Source organism: Azospirillum sp. UFLA03-27, from assembly GCF_059803775.1.
Map to the genome: position 1 here is coordinate 1 of NZ_JAUQTX010000125.1, position 19,267 is coordinate 19,267.

General features: G+C 69.6%; 22 protein-coding genes and 1 tRNA gene. 12 read left to right on the plus strand and 11 right to left on the minus strand.

What is annotated here, in order from left to right; genetic code table 11:
* Positions 1-40 precede the first annotated feature (40 nt).
* The 5 genes from Q4I23_RS18685 (at position 41) to sugE (ending at position 2,130) form a co-directional block, all read left to right on the plus strand.
* On the plus strand, positions 41-295 hold the full coding sequence (locus Q4I23_RS18685; protein ID WP_498527177.1) for a hypothetical protein: 255 nt from the start codon (positions 41-43) through the stop codon (positions 293-295).
* A 19-nt stretch (positions 296-314) separates the two neighbouring features.
* A complete protein-coding gene (locus tag Q4I23_RS18690; RefSeq protein ID WP_498527178.1) occupies positions 315-887 on the plus strand; it encodes a hypothetical protein in 573 nt (190 codons plus the stop codon).
* Positions 884-1,429, plus strand: a complete 546-nt coding sequence (locus Q4I23_RS18695) for a hypothetical protein (protein ID WP_454018614.1) — start codon at positions 884-886, stop codon at positions 1,427-1,429. Before Q4I23_RS18690 ends, Q4I23_RS18695 begins: the two co-directional genes overlap by 4 nt.
* An 83-nt stretch (positions 1,430-1,512) precedes the next feature.
* Positions 1,513-1,686: a hypothetical protein gene (locus tag Q4I23_RS18700; RefSeq protein ID WP_498527179.1), complete on the plus strand. Its 174-nt coding sequence runs from the start codon at positions 1,513-1,515 to the stop codon at positions 1,684-1,686.
* A gap of 126 nt (positions 1,687-1,812) precedes the next feature.
* Positions 1,813-2,130, plus strand: a complete 318-nt coding sequence (sugE, locus tag Q4I23_RS18705) for a quaternary ammonium compound efflux SMR transporter SugE (protein ID WP_498527180.1) — start codon at positions 1,813-1,815, stop codon at positions 2,128-2,130.
* Between the two features lie 13 nt (positions 2,131-2,143).
* On the opposite strand, the gene Q4I23_RS18710 is transcribed toward sugE, so the two are convergent.
* The 4 genes from Q4I23_RS18710 to murA form a co-directional block, all read right to left on the minus strand.
* The gene (locus Q4I23_RS18710) at positions 2,144-3,175 is read right to left on the minus strand and encodes an SDR family oxidoreductase (protein WP_498527181.1); all 1,032 of its coding nucleotides are present in this window, start codon (positions 3,173-3,175) and stop codon (positions 2,144-2,146) included.
* A 95-nt stretch (positions 3,176-3,270) separates the two neighbouring features.
* Positions 3,271-3,690, minus strand: coding sequence for an OsmC family protein (locus tag Q4I23_RS18715; protein WP_454018617.1), 420 nt, complete (start codon positions 3,688-3,690; stop codon positions 3,271-3,273).
* A gap of 13 nt (positions 3,691-3,703) precedes the next feature.
* Positions 3,704-4,168 (minus strand): DUF2948 family protein, encoded by a 465-nt coding sequence (locus Q4I23_RS18720; RefSeq protein WP_454018618.1) that lies wholly within the window; start codon positions 4,166-4,168, stop codon positions 3,704-3,706.
* 44 nt (positions 4,169-4,212) lie between these two features.
* Positions 4,213-5,517 (minus strand): UDP-N-acetylglucosamine 1-carboxyvinyltransferase, encoded by a 1,305-nt coding sequence (murA, locus tag Q4I23_RS18725; RefSeq protein WP_376999927.1) that lies wholly within the window; start codon positions 5,515-5,517, stop codon positions 4,213-4,215.
* A gap of 231 nt (positions 5,518-5,748) precedes the next feature.
* Between murA and Q4I23_RS18730 the strand changes: the two genes are divergently transcribed.
* Entirely contained in the window at positions 5,749-6,228 is a 480-nt protein-coding gene (locus tag Q4I23_RS18730) for a GNAT family N-acetyltransferase (protein WP_498527182.1), read from the plus strand.
* On the opposite strand, the gene Q4I23_RS18735 is transcribed toward Q4I23_RS18730, so the two are convergent.
* The 4 genes from Q4I23_RS18735 to Q4I23_RS18750 form a co-directional block, all read right to left on the minus strand.
* Complete coding sequence (locus tag Q4I23_RS18735; RefSeq protein ID WP_498527183.1) at positions 6,197-7,126, minus strand: DMT family transporter; 930 nt, start codon at positions 7,124-7,126, stop codon at positions 6,197-6,199. The two genes, Q4I23_RS18730 and Q4I23_RS18735, sit on opposite strands and share 32 nt — an antisense overlap.
* A 93-nt stretch (positions 7,127-7,219) precedes the next feature.
* Positions 7,220-7,366: a hypothetical protein gene (locus Q4I23_RS18740; RefSeq protein ID WP_498527184.1), complete on the minus strand. Its 147-nt coding sequence runs from the start codon at positions 7,364-7,366 to the stop codon at positions 7,220-7,222.
* Complete coding sequence (asnB, locus tag Q4I23_RS18745) at positions 7,363-9,330, minus strand: asparagine synthase (glutamine-hydrolyzing) (RefSeq protein ID WP_498527185.1); 1,968 nt, start codon at positions 9,328-9,330, stop codon at positions 7,363-7,365. Before asnB ends, Q4I23_RS18740 begins: the two co-directional genes overlap by 4 nt.
* 17 nt (positions 9,331-9,347) lie before the next feature.
* Positions 9,348-9,686 (minus strand): hypothetical protein, encoded by a 339-nt coding sequence (locus tag Q4I23_RS18750; RefSeq protein WP_149163371.1) that lies wholly within the window; start codon positions 9,684-9,686, stop codon positions 9,348-9,350.
* Between the two features lie 186 nt (positions 9,687-9,872).
* On the opposite strand from Q4I23_RS18750, the gene Q4I23_RS18755 reads away from it, so the two are divergent.
* The 6 genes from Q4I23_RS18755 (at position 9,873) to Q4I23_RS18780 (ending at position 16,316) form a co-directional block, all read left to right on the plus strand.
* Positions 9,873-10,856 carry an SDR family NAD(P)-dependent oxidoreductase gene (locus Q4I23_RS18755; RefSeq protein ID WP_454018623.1) on the plus strand — a complete coding sequence of 328 codons (984 nt, stop codon included), beginning with the start codon at positions 9,873-9,875 and terminating at the stop codon, positions 10,854-10,856.
* Between the two features lie 10 nt (positions 10,857-10,866).
* Positions 10,867-12,057 carry a glycosyltransferase family 4 protein gene (locus Q4I23_RS18760; RefSeq protein WP_498527186.1) on the plus strand — a complete coding sequence of 397 codons (1,191 nt, stop codon included), beginning with the start codon at positions 10,867-10,869 and terminating at the stop codon, positions 12,055-12,057.
* The gene (locus tag Q4I23_RS18765) at positions 12,054-13,070 is read left to right on the plus strand and encodes an MraY family glycosyltransferase (RefSeq protein ID WP_498527187.1); all 1,017 of its coding nucleotides are present in this window, start codon (positions 12,054-12,056) and stop codon (positions 13,068-13,070) included. Before Q4I23_RS18760 ends, Q4I23_RS18765 begins: the two co-directional genes overlap by 4 nt.
* Complete coding sequence (locus tag Q4I23_RS18770) at positions 13,070-14,023, plus strand: NAD-dependent epimerase/dehydratase family protein (RefSeq protein WP_498527188.1); 954 nt, start codon at positions 13,070-13,072, stop codon at positions 14,021-14,023. Before Q4I23_RS18765 ends, Q4I23_RS18770 begins: the two co-directional genes overlap by 1 nt.
* 70 nt (positions 14,024-14,093) lie before the next feature.
* Positions 14,094-16,079: a polysaccharide biosynthesis protein gene (locus Q4I23_RS18775; protein ID WP_498527189.1), complete on the plus strand. Its 1,986-nt coding sequence runs from the start codon at positions 14,094-14,096 to the stop codon at positions 16,077-16,079.
* A 162-nt stretch (positions 16,080-16,241) separates the two neighbouring features.
* A tRNA-Thr gene (locus tag Q4I23_RS18780) sits at positions 16,242-16,316 on the plus strand.
* 197 nt (positions 16,317-16,513) lie between these two features.
* Here the strand turns inward: Q4I23_RS18780 and pal are convergent.
* From pal to tolA, 3 genes are all read right to left on the minus strand, one after another.
* Complete coding sequence (gene pal, locus Q4I23_RS18785) at positions 16,514-16,990, minus strand: peptidoglycan-associated lipoprotein Pal (protein WP_149163366.1); 477 nt, start codon at positions 16,988-16,990, stop codon at positions 16,514-16,516.
* A gap of 148 nt (positions 16,991-17,138) precedes the next feature.
* On the minus strand, positions 17,139-18,491 hold the full coding sequence (tolB, locus tag Q4I23_RS18790; protein WP_094307343.1) for a Tol-Pal system beta propeller repeat protein TolB: 1,353 nt from the start codon (positions 18,489-18,491) through the stop codon (positions 17,139-17,141).
* Between the two features lie 2 nt (positions 18,492-18,493).
* Positions 18,494-19,108 carry a cell envelope integrity protein TolA gene (tolA, locus tag Q4I23_RS18795; RefSeq protein ID WP_498527190.1) on the minus strand — a complete coding sequence of 205 codons (615 nt, stop codon included), beginning with the start codon at positions 19,106-19,108 and terminating at the stop codon, positions 18,494-18,496.
* Positions 19,109-19,267: the final 159 nt, after the last annotated feature.

Consider the following 19,267-nt stretch of genomic DNA (forward strand, 5'->3'; position numbering starts at 1 on the left):
GCATACGAGATAGCTGTTATAGTCTCGTGGGCTCGGAGATGTGTATAAGAGACAGCCCCTGCTCGGCGCGGCGTTGCGCGCGCTGCTGCCGCTGCCGCTGGTCGATGCCGCCGCCGCCTGGCTGACGGCGCACACGGAGGAAACGGATGGCGGTGTCGCGGAGATGTCCCCGCTCGGCGGCGGTCCAGCGCGGGGGTTCGACCGCGGCTTGCGGGACCTGTTCGAGGCCGCGCGGCGGTCCGGGAATGCCCCGTCCGGGGTGATGGGCGCCGCCGGCGGATTGGGCGGACGCTGATGGTTCGGATGGTGGCGCGATGAACATGGACACCTTCGCCTTCGCCATGCTGGTCCTGTGCGTCGGCGCCCTCGGCCTTTCCATCGTCTACGAGGCGTCCCGCCTGACCGCCACCAGCAGCCGCAAGGCCTTGACGCGGCGGAAGCTGGATGCCCTGGCCGCCGACCTCGCCACCCTCGGCCGGCAGATCGAGGATGCCCAGGCCGAAGGCGCCGCCCGGCAGGAAGCCATCGACCGGCTGACCGCCGAACGCGGTCGCCTGTCCAGCCTGATCGCGTCGGTCAAGGCGTCCAAGATCGCCCTGGTGCACGAGATCGGCGACGCGCAGAGCGGCGCCCAGCGCTATGAGAGCGAGTTGCGCACCGTTCCGGATTTTGCCCGCCTTGATCCCCGGCGCATGCTGTTCGCGCGGGTGATCTGGGAGCGCCGGAACATCGCCCGCGTCTGGGCCGACACCCCGGACGCCGCGGCCGCGATGCTTCAGCGCGCCTTCAGCACGCGCAACGGAGTCATGTCCTCGCGGCCCGAGACGATCCCGTTGCTCCCGGCCGGAAACGGGGCCGACGACGGCACGCGGCCGGTTTCCCCATGACGGCGATCATCCTCTACGCCGCGTTGCTGCTCCTGGCGGCCAGCGTGCTGGTGAACCGGATGGGCGAACGCCGTGTCCGCGCGGCGCGCAGCGAACTCGTCACCGCCGACAAGGACATCCGGACCTTCGAGCAGCGCGTCCAGGAGGCTCGGAAGACGCTGGAAGCGACCCGCGCAAAATTGGGCGGCCTGGAGGAGGCGCTAACCGAGGCGAAGCGGCAGGCGGAACTGCTGGAACGGCAACTCGACGCGGTGCAGCAGGCGCCGATGGAACTCTTCCACGTCTTCGACCGGCTGGAGGCCCGACCCGGAACCATCTGGGAAGTGGCGGTGCGCCGCGCCCCGGACGCGCTCTACACCAGTGGCGCCATGGCCGCCTCCTGGCGCGACGGACGGGCCTACCTGGTCGTCGCGGCCAACCAGAAGGAAGCGCTGGACCGCGTCGCCCAGCGCTTCCCGCGTGTGAACGGCTACGAGATCGGACCGGTCCTGACCTGCCGCCTGTTCCTGCCCAAGGACGCGACGGAGCGCAAGCGGGCCTGACACGCTCTGTGAGGCGTGCCACAGCGCAGGCGGAACACCACGGCTAGAGTGGAGCCAACACCCTCTCCACCCTGGTGGCCGCCATGACCCGCCGCACCACAACACACGCTCAGCCCCCTTCCCCGCCGCAGCCCGCCAACCGCGAGCGTCCCGCGTCCGGCTTCACGGTCCTGCCTCTCGACGACCGCCGCTGTCCCCGCCGTGAGGTCGCCGTGCTGTGCGAGACCGACAGCGGCCACCGCTGGGACGGGGCTTGACCGGACCGCCCGCATCCCTATATCCCGGTCGCCCTCCCGTGAGGACGACCTCACCACGGCACACCCGTTTCGGGCGTGGGGAGTTCGGCGGGGACGACCCTGCCTCCAATCCATCGGAGGTGTTCCATGTCCTGGGTCATCCTGTTCTTCGCCGGCCTCTTCGAAATCGGTTGGGCCGTCGGCCTGAAGCAGACGGAGGGCTTCACCCGCCTCATTCCCACCGCCCTGACCGTCGCCTCGATGGTCATCAGCCTCGCCCTGCTGGGCATGGCGCTGAAGTCGCTGCCGCTCGGCACCGCCTACGCCGTGTGGACCGGCATCGGGACGGTGGGCACCGTCATCCTGGGCATCCTGCTTTACGGGGAATCCGCCGACATCCTGCGCCTCGGCTGCATCGCGCTGATCGTGGCCGGCATCCTCGGGTTGAAGCTGATCACGCCCTGACCCATCGCCGCCATCAGGCGCGTTCCTTCCGCAGGGCCGCGCGCGCCGCGTAGCCGATTCCTCCGGCCAAGGCCAAGCCGGCGAGGAAGGCGAAACCGCGCGCCGCGGTTCCCGTGGTGCTCAGCGACAGGCGCTCCTCCTGCCCGGTGAAGCGCCCATGCGTGCGGTGCAGGCCGGGCACCGGCTCGAACAGATTGTCGGGCCGGTCCGGCGCTTCCGTTTCCTCCGTCTCCTGTCCTTCGAAGGCGGTGAAGGCCACCCGGTAATCGGCGTAGGCGGGCAGCGCCTGCGTCCCGAGGATCGCCTCGGCGGTGGTGAAGCCCAGCCAGTGCTCCCGCTTGGGGTCCGCCGCCGCCCGGACGATGGCGTGGCCGATGTCGTCCGGATCGAAGATGGCGCCGACCGGCCGCGCCCGCCGTGGCATGTGGCTGCGCGCCCAGTCGAACTGCGGCGTGTTGACGGCGGGCAGATGGACCATGGTTACTTGCAGGCGGCTGCCGTCGTGGATCAGTTCGGAGCGCAGGCTGTCGATGAAGCCGCGGATGGCGCTCTTGGCCCCGCAATAGGCGGCTTGAAGGGGAATGGAGCGATAGGCCAGCGCCGACCCGACCTGAAGGATGAGGCCGCGGTCGCGCGGCAGCATGCGGCGCAGCGCCGCCATCGTGCCATGGACGGAGCCGAGATAGGTCACCTCGGTCACCCGCCGGACCTCCTCGGGCGTCAGGTCGCGGATGCGCCCGAACACCGTCACCATGGCGTTGTTGACCCAGACGTCGATGGGACCGAGCGCCCGCTCGGCCTGCTTGGCGGCGGCCTCCACCGCCTCGGCGTCGGCCACGTCGGCGGGCAGCACCAGCGCCGTGCCGCCGAGCCGTTCGACCTCCGCCGCCACCTCTTCCAGCGCGTCGCGGGAGCGGGCGATCAGCCCGACCGCCGCACCCCATTCCCGCGCGAAGGCAAGCGCCGTCGCCCGACCGACCCCGGCGGACGCTCCGGTGACGACAACAACGGGCCGGGTCCGACCGGCAATGGGGCTGGTGGGCATGGTGGCGGGGCTCCGTGGGCTGGGACGAGATCGACGCTGTCCAAACCCGCCTGGAGCCCGCCGGTTCCGCCACCACAGTTCCGCCGCCGTTGCGCTTACGGCGCCTCGACGATCTCGAAATCGTGGGTGATCGCGGCGGTGGCGCCCAGCATGATCGAAGCGGAACAGTACTTCTCGGCCGACAGGGCGATGGCGCGCTCCACCTTCGCCGGGTCCAGGCCGCGTCCGGTGACCACAAAATGGACGTGGATCTTCGTGAAGACCTTGGGGTCGGTCTCGGCGCGCTCGGCCTCGATCTCGGCCACGCAGTCGGTGATGGCCTGGCGGCTCTTCTCCAGGATCATCACCACGTCGAAGCCGGTGCAGCCGCCCATGCCGATCAGCAGCATCTCCATGGGACGGATGCCCAGGTTACGCCCGCCCGCCTCCGGCGCGCCGTCCATGACCACGGCGTGGCCGCTGCCGGACTCGCCGACGAACATCCGCCCATCAACCCACTTCACCCGCGCCTTCATGGCGGTCTCCCGGTTATTGTTCGTCTTCCAATGGATGGCAGGGCTTGCAGCCGGTCGGCCAGGGCTCGCCCAGATCCTCCACGAAGCAGGTCCAGGACGGGCTTTCCAGCCGGATGCAGGCGCCGCCGGCAAAATTCAGGACCAGGGCGCCCTCCGCCGCCTCGACGGAGAGCAGTTCCAGGATCTGCGCGCGGTCCTTCACGTCGAGGCCGCGCAGCTTCACGGCCTTCACCCCTTCGATCCGCACGCCGCAATTGACGCGCTCGAAGGGGTTCAGGTGGTCGTCGTCGGCGGTGGGGCCGGGGCGGCGCCGGTCCGCCGTCTCCCACTTGAAGCGGTTGGCCACCAGCACGAAGCGCGCCTCTTCGGGCAGGAAGCACATGTCGCCGATCGGCAGGATCGCGTCCTGCAGGCAGGCGGAGACGACTTTAAGATCCTCGGCATCCTGGGCGCGCAGGCGGATCGGCGTGGCGGTCATGGGCTTCCCTTCGCTGTGGACGGCTGAGCGGGCGCAGGACGCCGTCAGTCGTCCTCCGCCCGGATGCGTTCGATGTCCGCGCCGCAGGCCGCCAGCTTGTCCTCCAGCCGCTCGTAGCCGCGGTCGAGGTGATAGACGCGGTTGACCGTCGTCTCCCCTTCCGCCGCAAGACCGGCCAGAACCAGCGACACCGACGCGCGGAGATCCGTCGCCATAACGGGCGCGCCGGTCAAACGCTCCACACCCCGGACGAGGGCGGAGGAACCGTGCACCGTGATGCGGGCTCCCATGCGGGTCAGCTCGGGCGCGTGCATGAACCGATTCTCAAATATGGTCTCGGTGATCATGCCTGCACCCCTAGCCGTGCACATCAGGGCCATCATCTGGGCCTGAAGGTCGGTGGGGAAGCCGGGATAGGGCTCGGTCATCACGTCGACACCGACCAGCTCGCCGTTGGCGCGGGAGACACGGATGCCCGTCTGGCCGTTGGTCTCGATCTCGGTGAACTCCACGCCCGCCGGGACCAGGGCGGTCACCGCCGCCTTGATCAGGTCCAAACGGGTGTTCAGGATGTCCAGCGTGCCGCCGGTCATCGCCGCCGCCATGGCGTAGGTGCCGGTCTCGATGCGGTCCGGCACCACCATGTGGCGGGCGCCGTTCAGCCGGTCCACGCCGACGATGGTCAGCCGGTCGGTGCCGATGCCGGTGATCTTGGCGCCCATCTTGACGAGGCACTCGGCGAGGTCGCTGACCTCCGGCTCGCGGGCGGCGTTGACCAGCACGGTGGTGCCGCGGGCCAGAGTGGCGGCCATCAGCAGGTTCTCGGTGGCGCCCACCGACACCTTGGGGAAGACATACTCGGCACCGCGCAGGCCGCCCTGCGGCGCCTTGGCGACGATGTAGCCGCCCTCGATGCGGATGTCCGCCCCCATGGCCTCCAGGCCCTTGATGTGCAGATCCACCGGGCGCGCGCCGATGGCGCAGCCGCCGGGCAGCGACACCTTGGCCTCGCCGCAGCGGGCGAGCAGCGGGCCGAGCACTAGGACGCTCGCCCGCATCTTGCGGACGAGATCATAGGGGGCCGTGGTGTTGGTGATGTCGCGGGCGGTGAACTCCACCACGCGACCGGCGCAATCCCCGCCCGCCCCGGCCATGTGGATCGCGACGCCGTGCTGGAGCAGCAGGTTGCACAGCGTGTTGATGTCCGCGAGGATCGGCAGGTTGGTGAGCGTCAGCGTCCCGTCGGTGAGGAGCGCCGCGGTCATCAGGGGCAGCGCCGCGTTCTTGGCGCCGCCGACCGTGATCGACCCGTGAAGGGGCTTGCCGCCGCGGATGCGGATCTTGTCCATGAAGCTGTCTTGTCCGGTCAGATGCTGTCGAAAAGGCCGAAGCCCGGCGGATTAGGCCATCTTGCGGATCCGAGTGTCCACGACACGCCCATCGTCGGCGGACTTCTCGGGTCTTACGGGGATTGAATCTGTCAGGCGTTGTAGCGGAGCATGCGGGCGCGCTCAAGGGAAGGAATTGAGGCTTTTTCTCATGGAAGCCCTTCTCCCGCCGCAATTGAAAGGACGAACCGCGTGACACAGGACAGCGCCCGGGACAACATCGAGGACAGCATAATGGCCGGGCTGACCCTCTCCCTCTCCGGGCGGCTCGACCCGGACGAGGTGAAGCAGATCCACGGCGAACTGCGCGCCTTCAACGAGCGTTTCACCGCCCCATACGACCTGCGGGAGATCATGATCACCGTTCGCGACGCGGACGGGGCGCTGATGGCCGGGCTGACCGGCTACACGAACTGGGAGTGGCTGTACGTGGACTATCTGTGGGTCCATGACAGCTGGCGCGACGGCGGGCTCGGCGCCCGCCTGCTGGCCGCCGCGGAGGCGGAGGCGGTGAAACGCGGCTGCCGCTGGTCGCGCCTCTACACCTACGATTTCCAGGCGCCGGGCTTCTACCGCAAGCAGGGCTACGACGTGTGGGCGGAGATGGAGGGCTACCCGCCGGGGCACACGCAGATCTGGCTCAGGAAGGCTCTGCGGCGGGACGGGGAATAGCCTGCACGGCGGATTCGTTGCGCTTCAGGAAGATGATCACCGCGCAGACCACCGCCATCCCGGCCAGCTGCGGCAATTCGAAGGTTTCGCCCAGCAGCAGGAAGGCCGTCACCCCGGCGAAGACGGGATCGAGCATGCCGATCACCGTCGCCGGGAACGGCTCGATGGTCTTCAGCCCCTCCAGATAGAGCCAGTAGGGCGCGACGGTGCCGAAGACGCCGATGAACAGCACGAAGCCCACCGTCTCCCAGGTCACCTCGACCGCCGCATAGTCGATGGCCGGGGTGGCGAGCAGCCAGAACAGCGCCGACAGGAAGAAGGGCCAGAAGGTCATCGACCAACTGTCCAGCCCCCGCCGGTGGCCATGGGCGCAGCGGACGTTGTAGGCGGCGAAGCACACGGCGCAGAGCATGCCCACCGCCGCCCCCAGCGCGTTGCCCGACCACAGGGCCGGGTCGTAGGCGCCGACCAGCAGGAAACAGCCGGCGGCGTTGCCCACCAGGATCAGCGCGACCGCCCGGTTCATCCGGTGGGTGCCGAGCAGCAGCCCGGCGGCCACGATCAGCATGGGCGCGGTGTATTCCAGCATCAGCGCCAGCGCCACGTTGGTCAGGGCGATGGCGTAGAAGAAGGTCAGGTTGACCAGCGTCAGCCAGACCGCCAGCTCCCCCAGGAACGGCAGGTCCGCCCGCCGCACCCGGATCGGACGACCGAGCGCCAGCATGATCAGGGCCAGCACGGCGGCGGACACCATGGCGCGCACCGCGATCATGACCAGCGGCGGCATGGAGGCGACGAACATCATCTTGGCCGCCGTACCGGCCACGCCGAACAGCAGGGCGGAGGCAACGATGCAGCCATAGCCCCACAGGCGCCCGCGCGCCGGATCAACCGCCATAAACCCTGCCCAGCCCTGTTCCGGATCGGCGGCAACGATAACGTGCGCGCCTCACCGCGCCGATGCGGCAAATGCGTCATCGGCTTGTGACGGTCAACCCGGCTGGCCGTCCTTCTCCCGCCCGCGCGCCTGCTCCTTGCGCTTGCGCAGGTTCTCCCGCAGGCGGGCAGCGAGCCGATCCTGCTTGTCGTCCTTTTTCGGCGGGGCGGGGGGTGTCTTGGTCGTCTCGTCGGTCGTCATGCGGCGCTCGCGGCAAGCGGGGCCGGGGCGGCGGCGCTGCCCCAGCGGCGGTTCCAGTCCTGGAACATCAGCACGTTCCAGAGCCGGTGCTGGTTGTTGCGGGTCCCGGCCAGATGCTCCGCCCAGCAGGCGCGGATCGGCGCGGGGGCGAAGAAGCCTTCCCGGCGCAGCCGTCCCTCATCCAGCAGATCCTCCGCCCAGTCGCGCAGCGGGCCGCGCAGCCAGCCGTCCAGCGGAATGGCGAAGCCAGCCTTGGGCCGCTCCACAAGCGTCGGCGGGACATGGCGGTAGAGCACCTGGCGCAGCAGCCACTTGCCCTTGCCGTCGCGCAGCTTCTGCGATTGCGGCACGCGCCAGGCGAACTCCACCACCCGATGGTCGAGCAGCGGCACGCGCACCTCCAGCGACACGCCCATGCTGGCGCGGTCCACCTTCGCCAGGATGTCGTCCGGCAGATAGGTGACGCTGTCGAGATGCTGCATCCGCTCGACGAAATCGGGGATGCCCGCCACCAGCCCGTCGTCCCAGGCCGGGCCTTGCGGCTCCCGCCCGCCGCGGACCAGAGCGTCGGGGTCCTGCCACTGGCTGACCAGACGGCGGTAGATGGCGTCCGGTCCGGCGGCGTCCAGCACGCCGGCCAGCTTGTGCAGCTTGTCGCCGGTCTGGCGCGGGCGCCGCCCCTCGGGGATCAGCCCGGCCAGGGCGTCCCACCCCGCCGGCCGGACGGCGCGGATCAGCCCGGCGGCGCCCCGGCGCAGCCCGGCGGGCAGCGACGCCATGCGCCGCCACAGGGCGGGCGCCGTGAGATAGCGGTTGTAGCCGGCGAACAGCTCGTCCCCGCCATCGCCGGACAGCGCCACGGTGACGGAGCGCCGGGTCATCTCCGACACCAGCAGCGTCGGGATCTGCGAGCTGTCGGCGAAGGGCTCGTCGTACCAGTCGGCCAGCTTGGGGATGACCTCCAGCGCGTGGCTGGCCTCCACCCGAAGCTCGGTATGCTCGGTGCCGAGATGGGCGGCGACCGCGCGGGCGTGCACCGCCTCGTCGTAGCCGTCCTCGCCGAACCCGATGGTGAAGGTGCGCACGGGCCGAGCGCTCTGCGCCTGCATCAGCGCGACGACGGTGGAACTGTCGACCCCGCCGGACAGGAAGGCGCCCAGCGGCACATCGGCCATCATCTGCCGCCCGATGGCGTCCTTGAGCAGCGATTCCAGCGCGTCCGTCGCCTCGGCGTCGGACAGCGACAGCCGGTCGGCAATGCCGGCCCGTGCCGCGTCGCCGGCGTCCCAATAGAGGCTGCGCTCGGGTTCGCGCCCCGGACGGACGGTCAGGATGCTGCCCGGCTCCAGCTTGTGGACGCCCTGATAAATGCTGTGCGGCGCCGGGACGTAGCTGAAACGCAGATAGGCGGACAGCGCGTCGCGGTCGATCGCCGCCGCGAAAGCCGGATGGCCGCGCAACGCCTTGGGCTGGGAGCCGAACAGCAGCGTCCCGCCCATCCGCGCCCAGTAGAGCGGCTTCACCCCCAGATGGTCGCGCACCAGAAAGAGCGTGCGCTCGCGGCGGTCCCACAGGGCGAAGGCGAAGATGCCGACCAGGCGGCGCACAGTGCGCTCGACTCCCCAGGCGGCGCAGCCCTCCAGCAACACCTCGGTGTCGGAGTGGCCGCGGAACCGGTGGCCGGCGGCTTCGAGTTCCGCCCGCAGGTCTTGGAAATTGTAGATCTCGCCGTTGTAGACGATAACCCAACGCCCGTCCGCCGATTCCATTGGCTGGCGGCCCAGCGGCGACAGCTCCACGATGGCGAGCCGCCGGTGGCCGAGCGCAATCCCGGCCTCCCCATCGGCCCATACGCCGTCCCCGTCGGGGCCGCGGTGGGCGATGGTGTTGGCCATGCGCCGTGCTGTGGCCTCAAGCCCGGACTCGAGGGCCGGGCCGGCCAGGAAGCCGCAGATGCCGCACACGGCGCGCGCCCTCGCCCTTAGTGGTCGGACCGGTGCAGGATGCTGTCGCGCAGACCCGTCTCGTAGGCCATGCCCTCGGCGGTCACGACACCGTAACCGGGATCGCGGCGCAGCATGCCCTTGCGCTCGAGGATGGTCCAGACGGCCTCGTTGGTCAGGCCGGTGGCGTCGCGGGAGGCGACGACCGCGCTGCCCAGATGGAAGTGGTTGCCATGGGCGTGCGGCAGGTTGGTGACCTGGAAGGCCCCCTCCTCGCCCTCGACCGGCTTCTGCTCCAGACGGGCGAGTTCCTGAAGGAGGGTCAGCGTCTTGAGCTGCAGCGGGTTAAGGTTCGCGGGATTCTTTTTCGGCGGCATGGAGTCCGGCTCGGCAACGTGATTAAGGTTGCGGCAGTAGATCGGGTGCGCCCGGCGGCTGTCAAGCGGCGGAGGATTTTTGCGGACTGGCGTCCGGTCCCCGGGTCGGGCATAAGACGGGCTGTTGACGCGCGTTACCTTTGAGACAAGCGTTTGGCCGGCGCAGGCCCGTCAAGGATGGTGGATATGACGATCGTGGTCACCGGCGCGGCCGGCTTCATCGGCTCGCACGTCGCGGCGGCCCTGCTGGATCGCGGCGAGACGGTGTTGGGGATCGACAACCTCAACGACTACTACTCCGTGGCGCTGAAGGAAGCCAGGCTGGCCCGCCTCGCCGCCCGCCCCGGCTTCCGCTTCGTCAAGGCCGACGTGTCCGACCGCGCCGCCATCGAGGCGCTGGACCCCGATTTCGCCGAGGCGACCGGCGTCGTGCATCTGGCCGCCCAGGCCGGCGTGCGCTATTCGCTGGAGAACCCCTACGCCTATGTGGACGCCAACGTCACCGGGCAGGTGGCGATGCTGGAAGCCGCCCGGCGCATGCCGAAGCTGAAGCATTTCGTCTACGCCTCCACCTCCTCCGTCTACGGCGCCAACAAGAAGATGCCCTTCTCGGTGGAGGACCGCGTCGACTCCCCGATGTCCATCTACGCCGCCACCAAGAAGGCGGCGGAGATGATGACCTACGCCTACTGCCACCTCTACAAGTTCCCGGCGACAGGCTTGCGCTTCTTCACCGTCTACGGCCCCTGGGGACGTCCGGACATGGCCGCCTACCTGTTCGCCGACGCGATCATGGCGGGCCGCCCGATCCGCGTCTTCAACGAAGGGCGGATGAAGCGCGACTTCACCTTTGTCGAGGACATCGCGGCGGGTGTCCTGGCTACGCTGGACCGTCCGGCCAAACCCGACGCCAACGGCGCGCCGCACACCGTCTACAACCTCGGCAACAACCGCACCGAGGACCTGATGCGCTTCATCGGCATCATTGAGGAATCGCTGGGCCGCGAGGCGGTGAAGATCATGGAGCCGTTGCAGATGGGCGACGTGCCGGAAACCACCGCCGACATCGAGGCGAGCCGCCGCGACCTGGGTTATGAGCCGAAGACGCCGATCGACGTCGGCCTGCCCCGTTTCATCGCTTGGTACAAGGACTATCACGGCATTGCCTGAGGCCCGTCCCGTGAGCACCCGATCCACAAACGCCGGCCGCAAGCTGATCTATCTGGTGACGGAGGACTGGTACTTCTGGTCCCACCGCCTGCCCATGGCCCGCGCCGCCCGCGAGGCCGGGTTCGAAGTCGCCGTCGCCACCCGCGTCGACAAGCACGGCCCCCGCATCGAGGCGGAGGGCTTCCGCGTGCTTCCCCTGTCCTGGCAGCGCCGCAGCATCAACCCGGCGGGCGCCCTGTCCGCTGTGGCGGAGATCGCCGCGCTGTACCGGCGGGAGGCACCGGATCTGGTCCACCACGTCGCCATGAAGCCGGTGCTGCTGGGCGGGCTGGCCGCCGGGCTGGCCGGGGTGCCGGCGGTGGTGAACGCGCTGACCGGGCTGGGCTCCGCCTTCCTCGGCACCGGCGGGCTGAAGTCCCGCCTCGCCGGGGCCGCTGCCCGCCCGCTGCTGCGCACCGTGCTGAAGCGCCCGAACAGCCTGACCATCCTGCAGAACGAGGACGACCGGCAGACGCTGGTGGCCGCCGGGTTGCTGCCCGACGAGCGCGCCTGGATCATCCGCGGCTCCGGCGTCGACACCGCCCATTATCAGGTGCTTCCCGAGCCGCCCGAACCTCCGGTGACGGTGGGCTGCGTCGCCCGTCTGCTGGCCGACAAGGGGGTCGGTCCGCTGGTCGAGGCGCAGCAGAGGCTGCGGGCCAAGGGGCTGGACGTCCGGCTCCTGCTGGCCGGCACGCCCGATCCGGAAAACCCGACCTCCGTGACGCAGGCCGAGTTGGACCGCTGGGCCGCCCTGCCCGGCGTCGAACTGCCCGGCCACAGCGCTGACGTGCGGCAGGTCTGGGCACGTTGCCACATCGCCGTGCTGGCCTCCCGCCGCGAGGGGCTGCCGAAGAGCCTGCTGGAGGCCGCGGCCTGCGGGCGGGCCATCGTCGCCACCGACGTGCCGGGCTGCCGCGAGGTGGCGCACGCCGGCGGGAACGCCCTGCTCGTCCCACCCGACGACGCCGCGGCCCTGGCCGACGCGCTGGAGGTTCTGGTGCGCGACGCTTCTCTGCGCCGGCGCTTCGGCGCCGCCAGCCGGCGTCTGGTCGAATCCGACATGGCGTCCGACCGGGTGGGCGCGAAGACGGTCGAGCTGTACCATCGGCTGCTGGCGTCTACCCAGCCCGGCACGGCCCCGGTCGCGGAGGCATCATGAGCGGCCCCCTGGCCCTATTCCTCGCCCTGGCCGGCAGCTTTGCGCTGTCCTGGCTGTTCACCGGGCGCGTGCTCGCCTACCTGCGGCGCAAGGCGATCCTCGACCACCCGAACGACCGCTCCAGCCATTCCATTCCGACGCCGCGCGGCGGCGGCTGGGGCGTCATGCTGACGCTGCTGCCCGTCTGGACGCTTATCGCGATGACGGCGGACCATCCGCTGCGGGCACTGCCCATCCTCGTCGGAACGGTGGCGCTGATGACGGTGTCCTGGATGGACGACCGGCGCGGGCTGGGTCCGGCGCCGCGCTTCCTCGCCCAGATCGCCGCGGTGATCGCGGGGCTGACCGCGCTTCCCGGGGGCGCGCTTCCCGGAGACGGGCTTGTTTTCCAGGGGCTTCTGCCTTTCTGGGCGGACCGGCTGGTGGCCGCGGTCGGCTGGCTGTGGTTCGTGAACCTGTTCAACTTCATGGACGGCATCGACGGGCTGGCCGGCAGCGAGGCGGCGTCCATCGGCGCCGGGCTGGCGCTGGTCGCCGCGCTCGGCGCGCTCGACCCGGCGCTGGCCTTCTACGGGCTGGCCGCGGCGGGTGCGGCGCTGGGCTTCCTGGTGTGGAACTGGCACCCCGCCAAGCTCTTCATGGGCGATGTCGGCAGCGTGCCGCTGGGCTTCACGCTGGGCTGGCTGCTGCTCGTCCTGGCGGCGTCTGGGCTGTGGGTGGCGGCGCTGCTCATCCCCGCCTATTTCCTGGCCGACGCCACCATCACCCTGCTGCGCCGTCTGGCCGAGGGCAAGAAGGTCTGGCAGGCCCACCGCGAGCATTTCTATCAGAAGGCCACCCAGCGCGGGCGCAACCACGCCCAAGTGGTTCGGCTGGTCCTGGCGCTGAACGCCACGCTGCTGCTGCTGGCTGTGGCGTCGCTGGCGCTCGGCTGGACGGTGTTGCCGGCAGGGGCCGCGGCGGTCGTGCTGCTGCTGGCCCTGCTGGCGCGGCCCGTGCAGGCGGCGGCGTGATGCGCGTCCTGGTCACCGGGGCCACCGGTTTCGTCGCGCGGACGGTCATCCCCCTGCTGGTGGAGCGCGGGCACAGCGTGCGCGCCGTGGTGCGCCGCCCTGACGTCCCGGTTCCACAGGCAGCGGATACCGTCACCATTACCGATATCGGCCCCGCCACCGCCTGGGGCAACGCGCTCCAGGGCATGGACACGGTGGTCCATCTGGCCGCCCGCGTCCACGTCATGCGCGACCGAGAGTCCGACCCGCTGGCCGCCTTCCGTCGCGTCAACACCGCCGGCACCCGCGTGCTGGCCGAGGCCGCCGCCGCCGCAGGCGTCAAGCGGATGGTCTATCTCAGCAGCGTCAAGGCGCTGGCCGACGAGAGCCGCCCCGACGAACTGAGCGAGGAGACGGAGCCCGATCCCCATTCCCCCTACGGCATCTCCAAGCTGGAGGCTGAACGGGCACTGGCGGAGATCTCGGCCCGCACCGGGCTGGAGGCCGTGGTGATCCGTCCGCCGCTGGTCTACGGCCCCGGCGTGGGCGGCAACTTCCTGCGGCTGATGCAGGCCGTGGACCGCGGCATCCCCTTGCCGTTGGGCGCCCTGGAAAACCGGCGCAGCCTGATCTTCGTGGGCAATCTCGCCGACGCCATCCAGGAGTGCCTGACCCACCCGCAGGCGGCGGGCGGGCGGTTCCTGGTCCATGACGGACGACCGATGTCCACGGCGGAACTGGTGCGAGCCATTGCCGAGGCGTTGGGCAAGCCCGCGCGTCTTCTGCCCGTGCCGCCGTCCCTGTTGGCGCTGGCCGCGCGGCTGGCCCGGCGGGAGGCCATGCTGGACCGCGTCGCCGGCTCGCTGGTGATCGACGACGGGGCCATCCGCCGCGCGCTGAACTGGCGCCCGCCCTGCTACCCCGCGTACGGCTTGCGCCTGACCGCCGAATGGTTCAAAGCTGTGCGCGGCTGAACGGCCAGGATGGGCCTGGGATTCCCCGAAAGGGAGTGCCCCGGCGAAGCGATAGTCTAAGGTAAAGCGCATGCGTATCCCGTCTCCGCGGGCGTCCCTCGTCTACCTGCACGATCTGACGATGACGGCCGCCGCCCTGGTCGTGGCTTTGTATCTGCGCGTGGGCGAGCAAGCGTTCCAGGAATACAGTGACCCGCTGCTGACGGGGCTGCCCATCCTGGTGCTGATCGCGGCGGTGGTGTTCCGCTTCTCGGGCCTGTACCGCGGCATCTGGCGCTACGCCTCCGTCCCTGATCTGGCGCAGCTCCTGCGTGCGGTCACGATGGTCGTACTCTGCTTCCTGGCGGTCATGTTCCTGCTGACCCGGCTGGAGGCCCTGCCGCGCTCCCTGCCGGTGATCCTGTGGTTCGTGCAGCTCGTCCTGCTGGGCGGGCCACGCTTCGCCTACCGCCTTTTGAAAGACCGCCGTCTCGGCCTCCACGATCGGGAAGCGGGGGGTGTGCCGCGCATTCCGGTGCTCCTGCTGGGCGTCAGCGACGCGGCGGAACTGTTCATCCGCTCGCTGGACCAGAACGCCGGCGCCGCCTACCGCGTGGTCGGCCTGCTGGATGACAAGAACCGGCGCATCGGCCACGCCATCCGCGGCGTGCCCGTCCTGGGCGGCCCCGACGACCTGCCCCGCGTGGTCGAGGACCTGGCGCAGCGCGGCGACCGCCCGCAGCGCCTGATCGTCGCCAAGGGTCAGGCCGACGTGCCCGGCACCGTGCTGCGCGACCTGCTGGAGCAGGCGGAGTCCCTCGGCCTGTCCATGGCCCGGCTGCCCAGCCTGACCGAATTCAAATCGGCGCTCGGGGAAGGCAAGATCGAGGTGCGCCCGATCGCGCTGGAGGACCTTCTCGGCCGCCCCCAGGCGGTTCTCGACCGCGGCGCCATCGCCAGCCTCGTCACCGGACGGCGCGTCGTCGTCACCGGAGCGGGCGGCACCATCGGCAGCGAACTGGTCCGCCAGATCGCCGCCCTCCAGCCGGAGACGCTGACCCTCGTCGATGCCGGGGAGTTCAACCTCTACAGCATCGAGATGGAGGTGCGGGAGCGCTTCCCCGCCCTGGCGCTCCAGGCGGTGATCGCCGACGTCCGCGACCGCGACCGCATCTTCCGCCTGTTCCAGACGCAGCGCCCACACATGGTCTTCCACGCCGCGGCGCTGAAGCATGTGCCGCTGGTGGAGGCCAACCCGGCGGAAGGCGCCCTGACCAACGTCATCGGCACCCGCAACGTCGCCGACGCGGCGCGGGCCAACGGCTGTCAGGCCATGGTCCTGGTGTCCACCGACAAGGCGATCCGCCCGACCAGCGTGATGGGCGCCACCAAGCGCTTTGCCGAATGCTACTGCCAGGCGCTCGACATGCTGCCGCCGCGCGACGGCGGCGAGACGGCGACCCGCTACATGACGGTCCGCTTCGGCAACGTTCTGGGCTCCAGCGGGTCGGTGGTGCCGCTGTTCACCCGCCAGCTCGCCAAGGGCGGCCCCCTGACCGTCACCCACCCCGACATGCGCCGTTACTTCATGACGGTGCGCGAGGCGGTGGAACTGGTGCTCCAGGCCTCTGCCCACGGCGTGGCCCGCCTGGAGGAGCGCGGCAAGGTGCTGGTGCTCGACATGGGCGAGCCGGTGAAGATCGTCGACCTCGCCCGGCAGATGATCCGGCTGGCCGGCTACCGGCCCGGCTACGACATCAAGATCGAGTTCACCGGCCTGCGCCCGGGCGAGAAGCTGTTCGAGGAGATCCTGACCTCGACGGAGGCTCCGACGCGCACGGAGGCCGACGGCGTGTTCCTCGCCTCCCCCCGCGTGATCGACTACGCCCTTATCAACCGCGCCCTGGGCGAGCTGGAAACGGCCGCACGGGCCGGTGACGCCGAACGGGTGATGACGATCCTGTCCAACATCGTCCCCGATTTCCGCGCAGAGGCCGTCCTGCCGCCGCCGAGCGCCTTCGGCAACGCCGCGGCGGGCGGTGAGGCCGGGGCGCTGAACCAGGGCGGCTCCGACTGATCGACCGGGAAACGGACGTGACCATGGGCGGGGAATTCCCCGCCCATTTTTCTTTGCCGCGAAGGCACTTCATCGCTTGCATCGGCGCAAAGCCTATGGCATAACCCGCGCCACTTCGACGGTTGGCCGCAAGTTCTTCCCGGCCAGCAACACCGTCCCGGCGCTGCCGTAGCTCAGTGGTAGAGCACTCCCTTGGTAAGGGAGAGGTCGAGAGTTCAATCCTCTCTGGCAGCACCATCCTCCCCCTTCGTTGTTTCTTTGAGAATGCTGAAGCGCAGCCGTTGGCCGGCTTGCGTGGCTTTTTGCGTTCTGCATTCAGCGATGGATCTGGACCTTGCCCCCTCCCTAAACCCTCCCCGCCGTCTCAAAAGAAAAACGCCGCTCCGGATTGCTCCGGAGCGGCGTTTCCCTTGGAACCCGGACGGGCGCCGTCGTTAGTCGACGACGGTCACGCCACGGCGGTTCTGCGCCCAGGAGGCCTCGTTCGAGCCGAGGACCGCCGGCTTCTCCTTGCCGTAGGAGATGACCTTGACGCGCGAGGCGTTGATGCCGCCGGCGACGAGGTAGTTCTTCACCGAGTTGGCGCGACGCTCACCCAGGGCGAGGTTGTACTCGCGGGTGCCGCGCTCGTCAGCGTGGCCTTCGACGGTCACGGTGACGTTCGGGTACTGCTTCAGCCAGGAAGCCTGACGGTCCAGGGTGGCGCGAGCCTCCGGAGCCAGGTCGTAGCGGTCGAGACCGAAGAACACGCGGTCGCCGACGTTGACGACCAGGTCTTCCTGCGAGCCCGGGCGGATCTGGCTGGACGTGGCGGCGCCAGTGGCGTTGGCGTTGCCGGCATCCTTCGGAGCGGTTTCGCAAGCGGCAACCAGAGCGACGGCCGCGATCAGGCTCAGATACTTGATACGCATGTTAAATGACCCCCTAAGCGACACGAGATGTTTTGACCGGATTGTGGAGAAAGAACGCCGCCGACTTCCGCCAGACCCCGACGGAAGTACCGACTTCCGGCCTTCGTCTTGAGCGTCGTTCTTGCGCGCGCAAAATAGGGCTACTCCACTAGGGAATCAAGGGCGACCATGCGGGATCGGAGCCGTCGAGCGGAGTGATCACACGGCGTTCGTTTGCGCCCGTCACGTCGATGGTGTAGAGCTTCGCGCTTCGCCCGCGGCCGTCCCCGGCCGGAACATCGCGGAAGAAGCTCAGCACGCGGCCGTTCGGCGCCCAGGTCGGGCCTTCCACGTGGAACGACTCGGTCAGGATGCGCTCGCCGGTGCCGTCCGGACGGATCACGCCCAGAGCGAAGTTGCTGCCACGCTGGCGGGTGAAGGCGATCAGGTCGCCGCGCGGCGACCACACCGGCGTGCCGTAGCGGCCCTCGCCGAAGGTCAGGCGCTTCGGACCCGAGCCGTCCGCGTTCATGATGTAGAGCTGCTGGCTGCCGCCGCGGTCCGACTCGAAGACGATGCGCTGGCCGTCCGGCGAGTAGCTGGGGCCGGTGTCGATGCCCGGCGAATCGGTGAGCTGGGTCTGGCGGCGGGTGCGCAGGTCCAGGGCGTAGATGTCGGTGTTGCCGTTCTGCGCCATGCTCATGATGACCTTGTTGCCGTCCGGCGAGAAGCGCGGGGCGAAGGTCATGCCGACGAAGTCGCCGAGGACTTCCTGGCGGCCGCTGTCGATGTTGAACAGGTACACGCGCGGCTTCTTGTTGAAGTACGACATGTACGTGATTTCCTGGGTCGCCGGTGAGAAGCGCGGCGTCAGGACGAGATTCTTGCCGTCGGTCAGGAACTGGTGGTTCTCACCGTCCTGGTCCATGATGGCGAGCTGCTTCTTGCGCGCGTTGGCCGGGCCGGATTCGGCCACATAGACGATGCGCGTGTCGAAATAGCCCTCTTCGCCGGTCAGCCGCTTGTAGATGGCGTCGGCGACGATGTGGGCGATGCGGCGCCAGCTGTCGGCGGTCGCGGTGTAGCTCAGCCCCTGCATGTACTGGCCGGCGGCGACGTCCCACAGGCGGAAGTCGACCTTCATGCGGCCGTCGCCCATGGCGGTGGTGTTGCCGGCGACCAGCGCCTGGGCGCCGACGGCGCGCCAGTCCTGGTAGCGCGGCTCGCCGGAGCGGAGCTGGTCGGGGGTCTGCAGGAAGCCCTTGGGGTCGAGCGGCCGGAACAGGCCCGACCGCTCCAGATCGGCGGCGACCACCTTGGAGATGTCCGAGCCGACTTGCGCCTCGCGCCCGCCGGCACCGGCGAAGCTGGTGATGGCGATCGGCAGCGGCTCGACCACGCCCTTGGTGATGTCGATTCGCACCTCGGCGCGGGCCGGGGCGGGCGCCGCGACGCCGAGGGCGAGCAGCAGGGCGCCGGCGCAACCGGCGGCCTTCAGCAGGAGCCTCGTCTTCTTCGTCATCGTCAGAACATGTCCCTCGGGTCGAAATTGAACACGAAGTAACGCCACTCTTCATACCGGGCGGGCGTGAAGTCGCCGGAAAACTCGCTGATGGGCAGGGGGCTGGCCCGCTTCACCGCGCGCAGCGCGGCGTCGGCCGATGCCCGGAAGGCCGCGTCCGACATGTAGCGGGAGCGGTACCTCTCGTTGATCGTCGCGTTCAGCACGGAACCGTCGCGGCCCAGCTCAACGATGATCTCCACCTGCATGTTCCCGGCGTCCTTGCGGCCCGGGTCGAAGTTCCAGTTCTTGCTCACCGCGCCGCGGATGCCGTCGATGGCGCGGCCCGACGGCTTGAACGGCTTGTCGGGTCCGTTCACCGCCTTGGCCGCCCCCGACGGCGCCGGCGATGCGGCGGCGTTCTGGGTCGGCTTGGCGTCGGCCTTGCTCTCCGACGCCGCCGGCTTGGCCGGGGCGTTCTTCTGAACGTTCTTCAGAAGGTCGGCCAGCGCGTCGGTCTTCTCCGGCGGCTTCTCCGGTTTCTTCGGCTCGGCCTTCGGAGGCTCCGGCTTGGCCGGCTCGGGCTTCTTGGGCTCCGGCTTGGGCGGTTCCGGTTTGGCCGGTTCCGGCTTCGGCAGCTCGGGCTTCTTGGGCTCCGGCTTCGGGGGCTCGGGCTTGGGAGGCTCAGGCTTCGGCGGTTCCGGTTTGGGCGGCTCCGGCTTCGGAGGCTGCGGCTTCGGTTCCGGCTCTGTCTCTTATACACATCTCCGAGCCCACGAGACTATAACAGCTATCTC

What these genes read in the sequence shown, in the direction of transcription:
- Q4I23_RS18770 (WP_498527188.1), top strand. Translation starts at nt 13,070, where the DNA reads ATGCGCGTCCTGGTCACCGGGGCCACCGGTTTCGTCGCGCGGACGGTC.
- pal (WP_149163366.1), bottom strand. Translation starts at nt 16,990, where the DNA reads ATGCGTATCAAGTATCTGAGCCTGATCGCGGCCGTCGCTCTGGTTGCC.
- Q4I23_RS18750 (WP_149163371.1), bottom strand. Translation starts at nt 9,686, where the DNA reads ATGCCGCCGAAAAAGAATCCCGCGAACCTTAACCCGCTGCAGCTCAAG.
- Q4I23_RS18755 (WP_454018623.1), top strand. Translation starts at nt 9,873, where the DNA reads ATGACGATCGTGGTCACCGGCGCGGCCGGCTTCATCGGCTCGCACGTC.
- Q4I23_RS18695 (WP_454018614.1), top strand. Translation starts at nt 884, where the DNA reads ATGACGGCGATCATCCTCTACGCCGCGTTGCTGCTCCTGGCGGCCAGC.
- murA (WP_376999927.1), bottom strand. Translation starts at nt 5,517, where the DNA reads ATGGACAAGATCCGCATCCGCGGCGGCAAGCCCCTTCACGGGTCGATC.
- Q4I23_RS18710 (WP_498527181.1), bottom strand. Translation starts at nt 3,175, where the DNA reads ATGCCCACCAGCCCCATTGCCGGTCGGACCCGGCCCGTTGTTGTCGTC.
- Q4I23_RS18775 (WP_498527189.1), top strand. Translation starts at nt 14,094, where the DNA reads ATGCGTATCCCGTCTCCGCGGGCGTCCCTCGTCTACCTGCACGATCTG.
- Q4I23_RS18715 (WP_454018617.1), bottom strand. Translation starts at nt 3,690, where the DNA reads ATGAAGGCGCGGGTGAAGTGGGTTGATGGGCGGATGTTCGTCGGCGAG.
- Q4I23_RS18720 (WP_454018618.1), bottom strand. Translation starts at nt 4,168, where the DNA reads ATGACCGCCACGCCGATCCGCCTGCGCGCCCAGGATGCCGAGGATCTT.
- Q4I23_RS18690 (WP_498527178.1), top strand. Translation starts at nt 315, where the DNA reads ATGAACATGGACACCTTCGCCTTCGCCATGCTGGTCCTGTGCGTCGGC.
- Q4I23_RS18765 (WP_498527187.1), top strand. Translation starts at nt 12,054, where the DNA reads ATGAGCGGCCCCCTGGCCCTATTCCTCGCCCTGGCCGGCAGCTTTGCG.
- Q4I23_RS18740 (WP_498527184.1), bottom strand. Translation starts at nt 7,366, where the DNA reads ATGACGACCGACGAGACGACCAAGACACCCCCCGCCCCGCCGAAAAAG.
- sugE (WP_498527180.1), top strand. Translation starts at nt 1,813, where the DNA reads ATGTCCTGGGTCATCCTGTTCTTCGCCGGCCTCTTCGAAATCGGTTGG.
- Q4I23_RS18700 (WP_498527179.1), top strand. Translation starts at nt 1,513, where the DNA reads ATGACCCGCCGCACCACAACACACGCTCAGCCCCCTTCCCCGCCGCAG.
- tolB (WP_094307343.1), bottom strand. Translation starts at nt 18,491, where the DNA reads ATGACGAAGAAGACGAGGCTCCTGCTGAAGGCCGCCGGTTGCGCCGGC.
- Q4I23_RS18735 (WP_498527183.1), bottom strand. Translation starts at nt 7,126, where the DNA reads ATGGCGGTTGATCCGGCGCGCGGGCGCCTGTGGGGCTATGGCTGCATC.